The organism is Methylogaea oryzae (assembly GCF_019669985.1).
Lineage (GTDB): Bacteria > Pseudomonadota > Gammaproteobacteria > Methylococcales > Methylococcaceae > Methylogaea > Methylogaea oryzae.
Genome location: NZ_AP019782.1, coordinates 2,200,645 through 2,215,552, shown reverse-complemented (window position 1 = coordinate 2,215,552; position 14,908 = coordinate 2,200,645). Strand labels below are relative to the sequence as shown.

At 72.7% G+C, this 14,908-nt stretch carries 3 protein-coding genes (2 of these 3 running past the window's edge); all 3 read left to right on the top strand.

Going from position 1 to position 14,908, the window contains the following annotated elements:
* Tightly spaced (each overlapping or abutting the next), the 3 genes in view from K5607_RS09775 to K5607_RS09765 form a layout consistent with a single transcriptional unit that may run on beyond the window.
* Positions 1–10,620: the 3' portion of an SDR family NAD(P)-dependent oxidoreductase gene (locus K5607_RS09775; RefSeq protein ID WP_221046902.1), read on the top strand. 3,957 nt of this gene lie to the left of the window's left edge; the window shows 10,620 of its 14,577 coding nt (coding positions 3,958–14,577); the start codon falls outside the window, past its left edge; it ends in the stop codon at positions 10,618–10,620.
* A complete protein-coding gene (locus K5607_RS09770; RefSeq protein ID WP_221046901.1) occupies positions 10,617–14,168 on the top strand; it encodes a MupA/Atu3671 family FMN-dependent luciferase-like monooxygenase in 3,552 nt (1,183 codons plus the stop codon). The genes K5607_RS09775 and K5607_RS09770 overlap by 4 nt, the downstream gene beginning before the upstream one ends.
* Positions 14,165–14,908, top strand: partial view of an SDR family NAD(P)-dependent oxidoreductase gene (locus tag K5607_RS09765; protein ID WP_221046900.1) — the 5' end (the start) only. It continues 14,874 nt past the right edge of the window; the window shows 744 of its 15,618 coding nt (coding positions 1–744); its start codon is at positions 14,165–14,167; the stop codon falls past the right edge of the window. The genes K5607_RS09770 and K5607_RS09765 overlap by 4 nt, the downstream gene beginning before the upstream one ends.

Below are 14,908 nucleotides of genomic sequence, written 5' to 3'. Positions count from 1 at the left end.
GGCGATTCGCCGCCGCCGGCCGCCGCCGTGCTGTTGTTCGACCATGGCGGCGAGCGCGCGGCGGCGCTGGGGCCGGGCGCGATCCTGGTGGAGCCGGGCGCGGAATTTCGCGTCCACCCGGGCCCGCGCTACCAATTGCCGCCGGGCGACGCGGATGCGCTGGCGGCGCTGGCCGGCGATCTGGCGGAGCGGGGCCTGCAGCCGGACATTTGGCTCAACCTGTGGCCGTTGGCCGACACGGATGCCGCCGAGGCGCGGCTGGCGCTGGGTCCGCTGACCTTGCTGCACGGGCTGCGCGCCTGGCTGCCGCGCCGCGACAAAACCCGCGATTTGCGGGTGCTGCAAGCCGGCAGCGGCGACGGCGGGGCCGGCTGGGACGCCGATCCGGCGTGCGCCGCGGCGGCCGCCTTGCTGCATTCCCTCGCCGGCGAGGAGCCCCGTTTCAGCGGCAAGGCGGTGGCTCTGCCGGCGTCCGCCGAGCGGTGGCCGCGCCTGTTGGCCGAACTGGCGGAGCGGGGCGGCGACAGCGAAATCGCTTGGGACGGCGACGGCCGGCGTTACGTCCGCGCCTACACGGCATGGGCGCAGCCGGGCGGGGCGGACGGCCTGCCGCAAGGCGCGGCGTGCTTGATTACCGGCGGCTACGGCGGCTTGGGGTTGGCGCTGGCGCGGCATTTGTGGCGCACCCGGCGGGCGCGCCTCGCCCTGCTGGGCCGCACGCCGCCCAAATCGCTTGCCGAAGCGGAGTTGGCCCGCTTGCGGGCGGAAGGTGCGGAAATTCTCGAGTTGTGCGCGGACGTGGCGGACGAGCGGGGATTGCGGACGGCGTTGGATTCGGCCAGGCAAGGGCTGGGCGGGTTGGACGCGGTCTTCCACCTGGCCGGCGCGCAGGCCGACGGATTCTTGCGCGGCTTGGACGCCGCCGCCGTGGACGCGGTGTGGATGCCGAAAGTCGCCGGCACGAACAACTTGTTGGCCGCCCTGGCCGACAGCCCGGACACGCGGCTGGTGGCGTTCGGTTCCCTGGCCGGCGCTTTCGGCGCGCCGGGCCAGGCGGCCTATGCCGCCGCCAACCGGGCTATGGACGCTTTGCTGGAGCGGGAACGGGGGCGGCGCGTCCTGGCCTTGGACTGGGGCTATTGGGATCCGGCCGCCCTGGCCGGGGGCATGGCGACCGTCCACCGCGACGCCGCCTCGGTGAGCGCCGCCACCGGCCTGTCGCCGTTCGCGCCGGAGCAGGCCATGGCGCTGCTGGAACAGGCATTGGCGGCGCCGCAATCGGGCCGGTTGCTGCTGGCGCGCGGCCGGCGCGGGGATTTCGAAGCCTTCATGGCCGGCGGGGCGGGGGCGGCGCAAGCTTCGGCGGGCGCGCCCGAGCCAGCGTCGGCGGATGCCGTCCTGGCCTACCTCACCGGTGTCGTCGCCGAAATCACCCGCACGCCGGCGGAGCGGTTGAACGCCGACCGTCCTTTGGACGCCTTCGGCATCGATTCCATCATGATCACCCGTCTCAACGCGCGCTTGGAGCGGGATTTGGGCCGCATCTCCAAGACGCTGTTTTTCGAATATCCCAACCTGCGCGCCTTGGCCGCGCACTTGGCGGAGCGGTACGGGGCAAACCGGGCCGGCCCGGCGGCCGGCGCGTCCGTTGCGGCCGATGCGCCGGGACAAGGCGCACGTAGCCCCGCCTACGGTTCCGCGCCCGACGCCTCCGCCGTCGCCGTCATCGGCATGGCCGGACGTTTCCCGCAAGCGGCGAACCTGGAGGCCTATTGGCGCAACCTGCTGTCCGGGCGCGTTTGCATCGAGGAAATTCCGCCGCAACGCTGGCCGCTGGAAGGCTTTTACGACGCCGATCCGCAGCGGGCCGGCGCCAGCTATTCGAAGTGGGGCGGCTTCATCGACGGCGTGGACCGCTTCGACGCCCTGTTTTTCAATATTTCGCCGGAGGAAGCGGCGCGCATGGATCCGCAGGAGCGGCTGTTCTTGGAAGTGGCCTGGCAGTGCCTGGAGGATGCCGGCCTCACCCGCGCCGCTTTGGGCGCGGCGGGCGAGCGGGATACCGCCGTCTACGTGGGCGTCATGTACGGCGATTATCAGTTGCTCGCCCACGACGCCGCCGGCCCCGGCCAGCCCATTGGCGGCGCGGCGCCTTACTGGTCCATTGCCAACCGGGCGTCCTACGTGCTCGGCCTGGAAGGCCCCAGCCTTGCCGTGGACAGCGCCTGTTCGTCCTCCTTGACCGCCCTGCATCTGGCCTGCCAAGCGCTCGCCGCCGGCGATTGCCGCACCGCCCTGGTCGGCGGCGTGAACCTGAGCCTGCATCCCAGCAAATACATCGGCTTGAGCCAGGGCCGCTTCGCCTCCAGCGACGGTCGCTGCCGTTCCTTCGGCGACGGCGGCGACGGCTACGTGCCCGGCGAAGGCGTCGCCGCCGTGCTGTTGAAACCGCTGGCCGCCGCCCTGGCCGACGGCGACGTGGTGCACGGCGTGATCCGCGCCAGCGCGGCCAATCACGGCGGGCGCGGCAACGGCTACACGGTGCCCAATCCCGCCGCCCAGGCCGCCGTGATCCGCCGCGCCCTGCGCCGGTCGGGGATCGAGGGCAGCGAGCTCGGGTTTATCGAAGCGCACGGCACCGGCACCCGCCTGGGCGATCCCATCGAGATCGAAGGATTGGCGCAGGCGTTGGGCCGGGATACGCCGCCGGGCGCCATTCCGCTGGGTTCCGCCAAAGCCGCCATCGGCCACCTGGAAGCGGCGGCGGGCCTGGCCGGGCTCATCAAAGTGCTGTTGCAGATGCGCCACGGCCGCTACGCGCCCATGCCCCTGGCCGGGCCGGTCAACGCCGACATCGATTTCGCCGCCACGCCCTTGCGCTTGCAGACGCAGCCGGCGGACTGGCCGGCCGGTGCGGACGGCCGCCGCTACGCCGGGGTGAGTTCGTTCGGCGCGGGCGGCGCCAACGCCCACGTGATTTTGCAGGATGCGCCGCCGCGGCATAGCGCCCCGGACGACGGCGCCGCGCGCGTGCTGCCGCTGTCGGCGCGCACCCAGGCGCAGGTGCGCGCCCTGGCGGGGGCCTTGGCCGAACGCTTGGCGGATAGCGAGCGTCCGGTGAGCTTGGCCGACCTTTGCCATACCTTGACCGCCGGCCGCGAGGCGTTGTTGTGCCGCTGCGCTTTCGTCGCCCGGGACGGGCAGCAGGCGCGAGCGCTGCTGGCCGACATCGCATCGGGCCGCGAGGGCGGCGACGTGTGTTGGGGCGAGGCGCCCGACGACAGCGCCGCTGCGCCCACGGCTCCCGCGACGGATGATCTCGCCGCCTTGGCGCGCCACTGGTGCGAGGGCGGCGCGGCCTTGTGGCCGCACGACGGCGCGCGCCGCTCCCTGGTGGCCCGGCCGTTCTTGGGCGCGCGCCACTGGCTGCGCGGCGCCGCGGCGCCCATGGCGCGGCCCGAGCCGGTGGCGCCGTCGTCCGACTGGACGCGCGCCTCCCGCCCCGCGAAGGACGGCGAGGACGCCGCCTGGATGTTCACCCTGCCTGCGGATTCGACGCTGCTGAGCCAGCACGTGGTGGGCGGCGAGCGCCTGCTGCCCGGCGCCGCCATCGTGGCGATGGCTTTGTCGCTGCACGGCGGCGGCTTGCGCGATGTCGCCTGGCACAGGCCGATCCGCGCCGGCGCGCAGCCCCTGCGGCTGGATTTCTCCCTGCGCGGCGACGCATTCTCGGTGCGCGAAGCGGGAGCGGAGGATGCGCCGCTATTGGCTTCCGGCAACCTGGCGGCGGGAGAGGCCGCGCCCATCCCGGCCGAGGTGCCGGCGGGCGGCGTGGCCTTGGGTGGCGGGGAGTTCTACCCGCGTCTCGCCGAGCTGGGATTGGAGTACGGCGAGCGCTTCCGCGTCGTCCGCCGCCTGTGGCCGGGCGAAAGCGCCTGCCGCGCGGAGCTGGAATCCGGCAAGGTTATCGGGCTGGATGCGGCCCTGTTGGACGGGGCGTTCCAATCCCTGGCCGGCCTGGAGGACTTGGACGCGGCGGTGCGGGGGGAAGGGGTGCCGCTGCCCCATACCTTGGCCTCCGTCACCGTGCTGGGCGATCCCGGCCAGGCGCGGCAAGTGCTGGCGCGGCGGCTGACCGCCCCGGATGAGCCGGTGCAGCGTTTCGAGCTGACCCTGGCGGACGAGGCCGGCAACGCGTTGCTCCACTTCGGCGGCTTGACCGCCCGTCGCCGCGCCATCGCCGCCGCCGAGCCGCCCATTACCCTGCTGCGGCCGGTGTGGGTGCACCGGCCGGCGGCGCCGGCCAAGCCGGGCCGCGTGGCCATCCTGGCGGCAGCGGGCGCGGAGGCGCTGGCCGGGGAATTGGCCGCCCGTTGCGTCGACGCCCGGGTGTATTGCCTGGCCGCCGGCGAGTCGCCGGTTTTGGCGGAACAGCCGGCAACTGTTTACTACTACCTGGATACCGCCGAGGGCGCGCCGCCGCCGCCTTCGGGCTCCGCCGCCGCCTGGGCGGAAGCCGCCGCGGCCCGTTCCTTGCGCCTGTTGGGCCTGTTGCGGACGCTGGACACGGCGTCCGTGCGGCGCTTGCTGGTGGTGACCCGCGCCGTGTGCGAGGTGCAGTCCTCGCCGGCATCGGCCGGGATGAGCGACGCCGCGGGTCTGCATGGGTTGGCCAAGGTGGCCGCGCGGGAGTTGCCCGGCGTGGCGGTGGTCGCGGTGGACTTGCCGGCGCAGGTGGACGCCCGCGCCCTCGACTTGCTGGCGGCGGAAGGCGGCGACGCGGACGGCGCCGAAATCGCCTACCGCCACGGCCGCCGCCACGCCCGCCGGCTGCAAGCGGTGCAGGCGGAAGCAGGCGAGCCGCTGCTGTCCAACGGCGATGCCTGCCTCATCGTGGGCGGCACCGGCGGTGTCGGCCGGACCTTGGCCGAGCACTGGGCGCGCACCCACGGCGCCCGCGTCGCCCTGGTGGGCCGTCGTCCCGCCGACGCGGAAATCGACGCGCTGTTGGCCCGCTTGAAAGCCCTGGGCGGCGACGGGCTTTACCTGCAGGCCGACGCCGCCGATCCCGCCGCCTTGGCCGACGCGGTGGCGCGCGCGCGTAGCGCTTTCGGCCCGGTGCGCCTGGCGGTGCACGGAGCCCTGGTGCTGCGCGACAAAGCCTTGGCGGCCATGGACGATGCCGACTTCCTCGCCGCCTTCGCGCCGCGCGCGGCGGCGGGCGCGGCTTTCATCGCCGCTTTCGGCGACCAGCCGCCGCGCGCCATGCTGCTGTTTTCTTCCGCCAATGTGTTCCTCGGCCAGCACGGCCAGGGCAATTACGTGGCCGGCAACGCCGCCCTGGCGGCGCTGGGCCGGGCGGCGCGGGCGCAAAGCCTGCCGGTGAGCCTGGTGCATTGGGGCTTGTGGGGCGAAGTCGGCGCGGTGGCCGACCAGGCCACCCAGGCGCGCTTTACCGCCGAGGGGGTGTTGCCCATCGCCCCGGCTCAGGGGGCGGAGATTTTACCGGCGGCGCTGGCCGCCGGAGCCGATGTGGCCGCCGTGCGGCTGGCGCCGCAGCGCATGGCCGCGATTGAAATGCTGGAGCAAGGCGCCGTGTGCCGGAGCGCGGACGCTCCCCCGGCCGTGCTGGACGCCGCGGCGCTGGCGGAGCGCTTGCGCGGCTTGGCGCCGCCGGAAGGCCTGGAGTCGGCGCGCGTCGCTTTCGCCGCGCTGGAAAGCGTCGGATTGGCGCGGCTGGCCGGCATTTTGCGCGGCATGGCCGGCGCCGCCGCCGGCCGCCGCTTGACCCCGGCTCGTTTGCTCAAGGAACTGGGCGTCGCACCGGCTTACGCGCGCTTGACGCAAACGCTGTTGGCGCGCCTCGCCGCCGACGGCCTGGCGGAGCAGCGCGACGGCTTGTGGCGTTTGCAAACGGCAGCGGATCTGGATGGGGTGTCGGCCGAGCGCAGCGCGGAATTGGCGGCATTGGAGGCGGACCGTCCGTGGCTGGCCGCCAACCGCCGCTTGCTGGAGCACTGCCTGGACGCCTACCCGGCGGTGCTGCGCGGTGAGTTGGCCGGCGCTTCGGTGTTGTTCCCCGACGGCGACACCGGCTTGGTGTCCGTCGCTTATCAGGGCAATCCGGTGTCGGACCACGCCAACGCCTTGCTGGGCGCGGCGGTGGCGGCCGAGACGGAGGCCCGCTTGCGGGCGGGCCGAGGGCCGGTGCGCATCCTGGAAGTGGGCGCCGGCACCGGCGGCAGCACGTTGCCGTTGTTGGCGGCGCTCGCGCCGTGGCGCGGGCACGTGCGCTACTGCGCCACCGACCTGTCGCCCTACCTGGCCAAAAGCCTGCAAGACCGTTGCGCGGAGGAGGGCTGGGAAATCCAGGCCGGCGCGCTGGACATCGGCCGGGCGGCCGATCCGGCCGAACACGCCGCTTGGGATATTGTAGTTGCCGCCAATGTGGTGCACGCCACGGGCGATATCGCCGCCAGCCTGAGCCACCTGAAAGCCCGCCTGGCGCCGGCGGGACGGCTGGTACTCAACGAACTCACTGCCAGCCGCGACCTGGGTACGCTGGTGTTCGGCCTGACGCCGCAGTGGTGGAGCGCGGAGGATACCGACAGCCGCTTCCCCGACGGCCCGGCGGCGGCGCCCGCCGTTTGGCTGGACCTGTTGGCGGAAAGCGGTTTCGTCCAGCCGCTGCTGGTGGGGGTGGAAGGGGAGGCCGCAGACAGCAGCCAGAGCCTCATTACGGCCGTGGCCGACGGCTGGATGCCCGTCGCCCGGTTCTCCCAAGGAGCGGGGCGGGGTGAGGGCGAGACAAAAAGGTCGCGGCCTTTTGATCCCCTCATCCCAACCTTCTCCCAGGGGGAGAAGGAGCTGCGCGTCCCTGGCTTCGTGGATAGTGAAGCCGAAGATGCCGAAGGCGGGGACCAGCTGGCCGCCATGCTCGACTACCTGAAAGGCGTCTTCGCCGCGGTGCTGGGCGTCGACCCGGCCGATATGCGCCCCGGCGACACCTTCGAGCGCTACGGCGTGGAATCCCTGTCGGCCATGGAAATCCGCAATCGCATCGCGGCCGACCATCCCTGGGTCGGCAGCACCCTGCTGTTCGAATACAACACCTTGCAACGCTTGGCCGAGCGCTTGCTGGAACAGGGGGCCCAACAAGGCGCGGCCGTTGCGGCGACGGTTGCGGCCCCGGCTACGGTCGCAACCGCCGTCGCGCCGCCGCTGCCGGCCCGCGACGAACCCATCGCAGTGATCGGCTTTTACGGCCGCTTCCCCGGGGCCGACACGCCCGACGCGTTCTGGTCGCTGCTGCGGGAGGGGCGCAGCGCTTTGGGGCCGGTGCCCGCCGACCGTTGGGACCACGAGTTGTACTTGGATCGGGGCGGGCAGGGCGCGCCCGCGCCGGGCCGCTGCCGTTCCCGTTGGGGCGGCTTCATCGACGGCATAGACCGCTTCGATCCGCTGTTTTTCGGCATCGCGCCGCTGGAGGCGGACAGCATGGATCCGCAGGAGCGGCTGTTCATCGAAGCTTGCTGGAACGCCATCGAGGATGCCGGCACCACCCCGGCCCGGCTGGCGGAACAGGCGCGGGCCGGCGGCGCGTCGGGTTCGGTCGGGGTGTTCTGCGGCGTGATGAACACCGCCTACCAGTGGCTGGCCGCCGAGGCCTGGCGTGGCGGCGACGACCGGGCCGCCAGCAGCCATTTCTGGTCCATCCCCAACCGGGTGTCCTATTTGCTCGACTTCGACGGCCCCAGCATCGCCTTGGATACCGCTTGCTCCTCTTCGCTGACGGCGCTGCACCTGGCGTGCGAAAGCCTGCGGCGCGGCGAATGCGGCGCGGTCCTGGCCGGCGGCGTCAATGTCATCGCCCATCCGCGCCAATTGGTCAATTTGGGCCAAGCCGGCATGATTGCCGACGGCGCGGAATGCCGCGCTTTCGGCGCGGGGGCGGACGGTTTCGTCGACGGCGAAGGTGTGGGCGTGGCCCTGTTGAAGCCGTTGTCGCGCGCTTTGGCCGACGGCGACCGTATCGACGGCTTGATCGTCGGCAGCGCCGTCAATGCCGGCGGCAAGACCGGCGGCTACACCGTGCCCAATCCGCGCGCGCAAAGCCAGGTGATCCAGTCCGCGCTGGCCCGGGCCGGCATCGGCGCCGACGGCCTGTGCCTGGTGGAGACCCACGGCACCGGCACGGAACTGGGCGATCCCATCGAGGCGGCCGGTCTCGCCGGCGCGCTGGGGGGCGACGCGTTCGCCGGCAAACTGCCGCTGGGTACGCTGAAGGCCAACATCGGCCATCTGGAGTCCGCGGCCGGCATCGCCAGCTTCATCAAGGTGCTGCTGCAACTGCGCCACCAGACCATCGCCCCGGCCCGCCACGCCGCCACGCCGAATCCGCTGATCCGCTGGGACGAAACGCCGTTCCGCCTGCCCCTGGAAGCCGAGCCCTGGGCCAAGCCGGCCGGGCGGCCGCGGCGGGCGGCGATTTCCGGTTTCGGCGCGGGCGGCGCCAACGCCCACCTCATCGTCGAGGAAGCGCCGGCCGCGCCGCGCCGGGCGGTGCCGGCCTCGCCGGAATGGCTGCCGTTGTCGGCGCGCAGCCCGGCGCAATTGGCCGAGCTGGCCGGCCGCATGGCGGACGCCGTGGCCGGCATGGCGGACAGCCACGCCGGCAGTGACAACCCGACCCTGCTGGCCGACCTGGGGCGCACCCTCCGGCTGGGCCGGGTCGAACAGCGGCACGGCGCCTGGATTGCCGCCCACGACCTGGACGAGTTGCTGGCCGCCTTGCGCGCCTTGGCGCGGGGCGAAGTTCCCGCGGCGGCACGGCCGGAAGGTCCGCTGGACGGCGACCCGCGCGCCCGGCCGTTATCTCTGCCCACCTCGCCGTTCGACCGGCAACGTTATTGGATCGACGTGGAACCGGCGCCGCCCGGCGGTCTGGCCGGGGCGAGGCCGGCGGTGCCGGAACAGGCCGGCGACGCGGCGATGTCCACCCACCTGCTGGCGCGGCGCTGGCGGCCGGCGCCGCTGCCCCGCGTCGGCAACCCGCCGCTGGATATTCTGCTGATCGGCGGTGGCACGGCGCTGGCCGATGCCCTCGCCAAGCTGGGCCACCGGGTCGAACGCCTGTCCCCGGACGGCGCCGAGCTGGCGGCCTGTCAAGAGCGCGAAACGGAACAGTGCCTAGTCGTGGTGGAAGCGCGGGCCGGCGCCGACGATGCCACGCCGTCGATACGGGCGGCGCTGGAGCTGGCCCGGAACACGGCGCGGGCGGCTGGCCCCCGGCGCTTGCTGCACGTGGCGTCCTTGGGCGAGAACGGCGCGCCGCTGCCCGCGTCCTCGGCCATCGCCGCGCTGTTCCGCTCCCTGGCCGCCGAAACCCCCGGCTGCCTGGCCGGCACCCTGGCCCTGGAGCCGGCTGCGCCCGCCGTCGCCGCGTCCGCCATCGCCGAAGAGCTGGCGGTGCTGGGCACGCCGGGCGGCGGCGAAATCCTGCGCCGCGGCGGCGAGCGCCTGGGCGTCGGCATCGAGCCGCTGGCGGCCACGGCGGCGAGCGCCGCCCCGGCGTTTCGCCAAGGGGGCTGCTACGTGTTGGTGGGCGGCCTCGGCGAGGTCGGCCGGCAACTGGTGCAGGCGCTGATCGGCCGCTACCGGGCGAGGGTGGCCATACTCGGCCGCACCGCCGCGGACGCGGTGGCGGCCTTGCCGGCGGGCGTCGCTTACCGGTCTTGCGACATCGGCGACCCGGCGGCGCTGGCGGCGGCGCTGGCCGCCATTCGCCGCGACCACGGCGCCATCCACGGTGTGTTGCATATGGCGCGCAGCGTCGCCCCGGCGCCGTTGCTCGCCATGGAGGGGCAAAGCGCCGCGGCGACCCTGGCGCCGAAGACCGACGGCAGCCTCAATTTGCTGCGGGCGTTGCGCGAGCATCGGCCCGACTGGCTGGTGTTTTTCTCCTCGCTGGCCGCCTGGGCCGGGCAGGAGGGCGGCGCGGATTATGCGGCGGCCTGCGGTTACCAAGACGGCCTGGCGTTGGCCGGCGGCGAGTCGCCGCTGGTTTCGGTGGCGTGGCCGCAGTGGGAATACGACCGCTATCTGGACGCGGCGAAGCGGGATCTGTGGTCGGCGGCGGGCCTTGCCACCCTTGACGCGGCGGCGGGGCTGGACGCTTTGGAGCAAATCCTGCGGCACGGCGGCGGCGCGTACGGCGTGTTGCGCGGCCCGGCCGCGGCCGTCGAATCCATCGTCCGCCGCTTGCAAGGCGCGGCGCCGTCTTGGGAAGCGCAATTGGCGGGGCTGGATGGGGAAACCTTGCGCGCCTACCGCGACTACCTGCGCCAGCGCCTGGCGGCGACGGCCGGCGAGCCGGTATCGTCCGCCGCATCCTGCGCCGATACGGTGTTGGCCGTTTGCTCCGACTACCTGAAAATTCCGCCGGAACTGATGGCGCGGGCCTCCTTCGCCGAGCTGGGCCTGGATTCGATCCGCGCGCTGCATTTGGCCGAGCGCCTGCAACGCCGGTTGCAGCGCCCGGTGGAGCCGGTCATGCTGTTCGAGAACCCCACCGTCGAGCGCCTGGCGCTCGCCTTGGCCGAAGTTGGAGAGGCATCGTGAGCAATCCCCCGGAACACGCCGGATCCCTGAGCCGGGAAATCCTCGACCTGCTGGCGGGCGCCGCGCCGGACGGGGCGGTGCTGTCGCCGGCCGAATTCGCCGCCCAGTTCCGCGCCCCTGACCAGGAACCTCCCGGCCTTCCGGCTTCCGGCCCCTCGCCGGGGGCGGGTGTCGCGGCCACCCCTGGTGCCCGCCGCCTCGATTTCAGCGTCATGTTCTTCGCTGCTTCCGCCGAACAGCCGCCCGCCGCCGGTTTATACGACTTGGTCAAGCGCGCCGCCGCCGCCGCCGACCGGCTGGGCTTCACGGCGCTGTGGCTGCCGGAGCGGCATTTCCACCGTTTCGGCGGCGCCTATCCCGCCCCCGCCGTGCTGGGAGCCGCCCTGGCCGGCCTGACCGAAAACATCCGCCTGCGCGCCGGCAGCATCACCCTGCCGCTCAATCCGTCCATCCGCGTCGCCGAAGCCTGGGCCATGCTGGACAACTTGAGCCAGGGGCGGGTCGAGCTCGGCTTCGGCAGCGGCTGGAGCCCCAACGATTTCGTGTTGGCGCCGGATTGCTTCGCCGGCCGCAAAGCGGTGATGCAACAGCGCATCGACGAAGTGCGGCGTTTGTGGCGCGGCGAGAGCGTGCCGTTCCGCAACGGCGAGGGCAACGACATCGCCGTGCGCACCTATCCGGCGCCGTTGCAAAGCGAGCCGCCCATCTGGATTTCCGCCACCGGCAATCCGGAGACCTTCCAATGGGCCGGCGCCCAGGGGTTCAACGTGTTGACCATGCTGCTGGGCGGCACGCTGCAGGACACCGCCGAACGCATCCGCCTATACCGGGAGGCGCGCCGCGCCGCCGGGCTCGACCCGGCCGGCGGGCGGGTGGCGCTGATGCTGCACAGCCTGGTGCACCCGGACGAGGCGCGCGTCATGGACGCCGTGCGCGAGCCGTTCACCCGCTACGTGCGTGACGCGCTGGACGCCCAGCGCCACGCCAGCGCGGAAGGGCGGGCCTTGGACGAGGCGCAGCGGGAGAAAATGGCGCGCTATGCCACCGAGCGTTATACCCGCAGCGCCGCCCTGTTCGGCCCGGCCGCCAACTGCCGCGCTTTGTTGCGAGAAGTCCAGGAGGCCGGCGTCGACGAAGTCGCCTGCCTGATCGACTTCGGCCCGGACGACGCGCTGGTGTTGGAAGGCTTGCCCCATTTGGCGGCTTTGCGGGACGAATGGAACGGAGTGCCGGCGACGCCTCCCCGTTCCGTCCCGCCGGATGTCAGGGACGGCGCCTTTCCGTCCTCTCGCCCCCGGGGAGAGGGGCGGGGGGGCGAAATCGCCATCGTCGGCATGAGCGGCATTTTCCCCGGCGCGCCGGATATGGACGCCCTGGCCGCCGGCCTGGCCGCCAACCAATCGGCTTTGGTCCCGCCTCCCGCCGGACGCTATGGCGCGGCGCGGCCGGCCCTGGCGCTGGGCGGCTTCATCGACGCGGTGGAATGGTTCGACCCGGAGCCGTTCCGCCTGGCGCCGGTGGAGGCCGCCGCCATGGATCCGCACCAGCGCCTGTTGTTGAGCGCCGCGCGGCGCTGCCTGGCCGACGCCGGGATGCGGCCGGAACAACTGGCCGGCTCGGCGACGGGCGTGTTCGTCGCGCTCTATTCGGACAGCTACGCGGCACGGGCCGTCGACGAGTCGGAACCGCTGGCCGCCACGGGCAGGATTCACGCCCTGGCCGCCAACCGTATTTCCCATGCTTTCGATTTGGGCGGTCCCAGCGAGGTCATCGCCACCGCTTGTTCGTCCGGGCTGGTGGCGGTGCACCGCGCCGTGCGCGCCCTGCGCCAGGGCGAGTGCCGGGCGGCGCTGGTGGGCGCCGCCAGCCTGCTGCTCAGCGACGGCGAATCCCGCGCCCTGCGCGGCCTGGGCGTGCTGTCGGCGGACGGCCGCTGCCGGCCTTTCGACCGGGCGGCGGACGGCCAGGCGCGCGGCGAAGGCGTCTGCGCCATGTTGCTGAAGCCTTTGGATGCGGCGCTGGCCGACGGCGATCCCATCCACGCGGTGATCCTGGGCAGCGCCACCAACCACAACGGCGGCGCCAGCGGCACCCTGCTGCTGCCCAACGCCAACCGCCAGGCGGCCTGCATGGCGGAAGCCCTGGAGGACGCCGGCGTGGGGCTCGCCTCGGTGGGGTATGTGGAAGCCCACGGCGCCGGCGGCGCCGGCGACCACGCCGAGTTGGCGGCCTTGGCCGAACTGTGGCGGCGGCAAGGCGAACCCCGCATCGACGCCGGCATCGCCCTGGCCTCCGGCAAGGCGGCCATGGGCTCGCTGGACGCGGCCGGCGGCCTCGCCGGTTTGGCGCGGGCGGTGCTGGCGGTGCGCGACGGCGTGTTGCCGGGCCAGGCCGCCGGCGGCGATCTGGAGGCGGACAACCCCATCGCCGCGACGCCTTTCCGGGTCAATCTCCAGCCCCGGCCGTGGCCTTCGGCCGCCGCGCCGCGCCGCGCCGGCGTCCACGCTTACGGCCTGGGCGGCGTCAACGCCCACGTGATTGTGCAAGCGCCGCCCCGCGAGCGCCGCGCCGCACCGCCGCCGCCGCCCGAGCGGCCGCTCCGCTTCCCGCTGGCGCCGGAAGCCGGGACGGCGGCGGGGGATTCGGTAGTAGGCGATTTTTACGATTACGTAACCCGCGACGGCCACGGCGAATTCAGCGAAACCTATTTGACCTTGGCGCCGTTCCCGCAACCGGTGCCGGGGTTCTCCTGGACCCGCACCATGCAGGAGCCGTCACGGCATCCGCAACACCATCGCTTGTTGCTGGAAAAACAACGGGAAATGCGCGCCGTGGCTTTCGACCCGGTGAATTTTTCCAAGGTCCGGCGCATGTTGGACATCGGCTGCGGCCTGGGCACCGACTTGATCGTGCTGGCGGAAGCCCACCCGCAGTTGGAGGGCGTCGGATACACCCTGTCGCCGGCCCAGGCCCGCGCCGCCCAACGGCGCATCCAGGCGCGCGGCCTGGCGCCGCGGTTGACCGTGCAGAACCGCGATTCGGCGCGCGACCGCTTCCCCGGCCGCTTCGAACTGATCTTCGGTTTCGAGGTGGCGCATCACGTGGCCGACAAGGACGCGCTGTTCGCCAACATCGCCGGGGCGCTGGCCGCCGACGGCCATGTGGTGCTGGCCGACACGGTGGCCGGCACGGTGGCGCCGGTGGACTTGCGCGAGGTGGGCAGCCATACCCTGCCGCGCGGCGACTACGCCCGGTTGTTCGCCCGCCACGGCCTGGAAATCGTCGATTGCGTGGACCTGTCCCGGGAAATCGCCCATTTCCTCGCCGATCCGCAGTTGGACGCCATGCTGGCCGACGAGGCGCGCGCCGCCGGCGAGCTGGGCCGCACCGGCAGTTTTCCGCTGGCCGAGGCGGTGCAGCGTTCCTGGGACGCTTTCGGCCAGGCTTTGAGCGAAGGGCTGATGCTGTACGTATTGATCCACGCCCGCCCGGCAGCGCCCGGCCGCGATCCGCTGGCGGCGAATTTGCAAGTCATGGAGACGACATGATCCCCTACGCCGAACGTCTCAAAAAGCTGTCCTCCTCTCCGGCCGCCGCCGCGCCGCCGGCCGTTCCCGCCGATTTGTTGGACGCCGTCGTCCGGCTGCTGGCCGATGTGCTGGCCACCCCGGACGGGCGCGTGGACCCGGACCGCAGCTTCGCCGATCTGGGGATTTCCTCCTTGCTGGCGGTGCGCTTGCTGGATCGTGTCAACCGTGCTTTCGGCCTGCGTTTGGGAGTGGACGCGCTGTTCAGCCACGGCGACGCACGGCGGCTGGCGGCCCACGTGGCGTCGCTGGTCCCGGACGCCGCTGTTGCGGAGCGTAACGACGGCAATGCCATGGATTCTCTCCCGGGTTCTACTCAGGACACGCCGCCTTCCGGTCCCCTCTCCCTCCGGGAGAGGGCTAGGGTGAGGGAATTAAATGGCCATGGCTTTTTATCCACCCTTACTCCGGTCCTCTCTCAGGGGGAGAGCGAGCCGCAGGGCACCGATTCCCATGACGCATTCGGCGCGTCCAATCCCCAAGCCATCGCCGTCATCGGCTATGCGGGCAAATTCGCCGCCGCCGCCGACCCGGACGAACTCTGGCGGGCGCTGTTGGAAAGCCGCTCGCTGCTGTCGCCGATGCCCGCCTACCGCCGCCGCGATTGGGCCGCGCCCGCGCCGCGCGCCGGCTTTCTCGTGGACGCGGAGCGCTTCGATGCGGCCTTTTTCGGCCTGTCGCCGCGCGAGGCCGCCGCCATG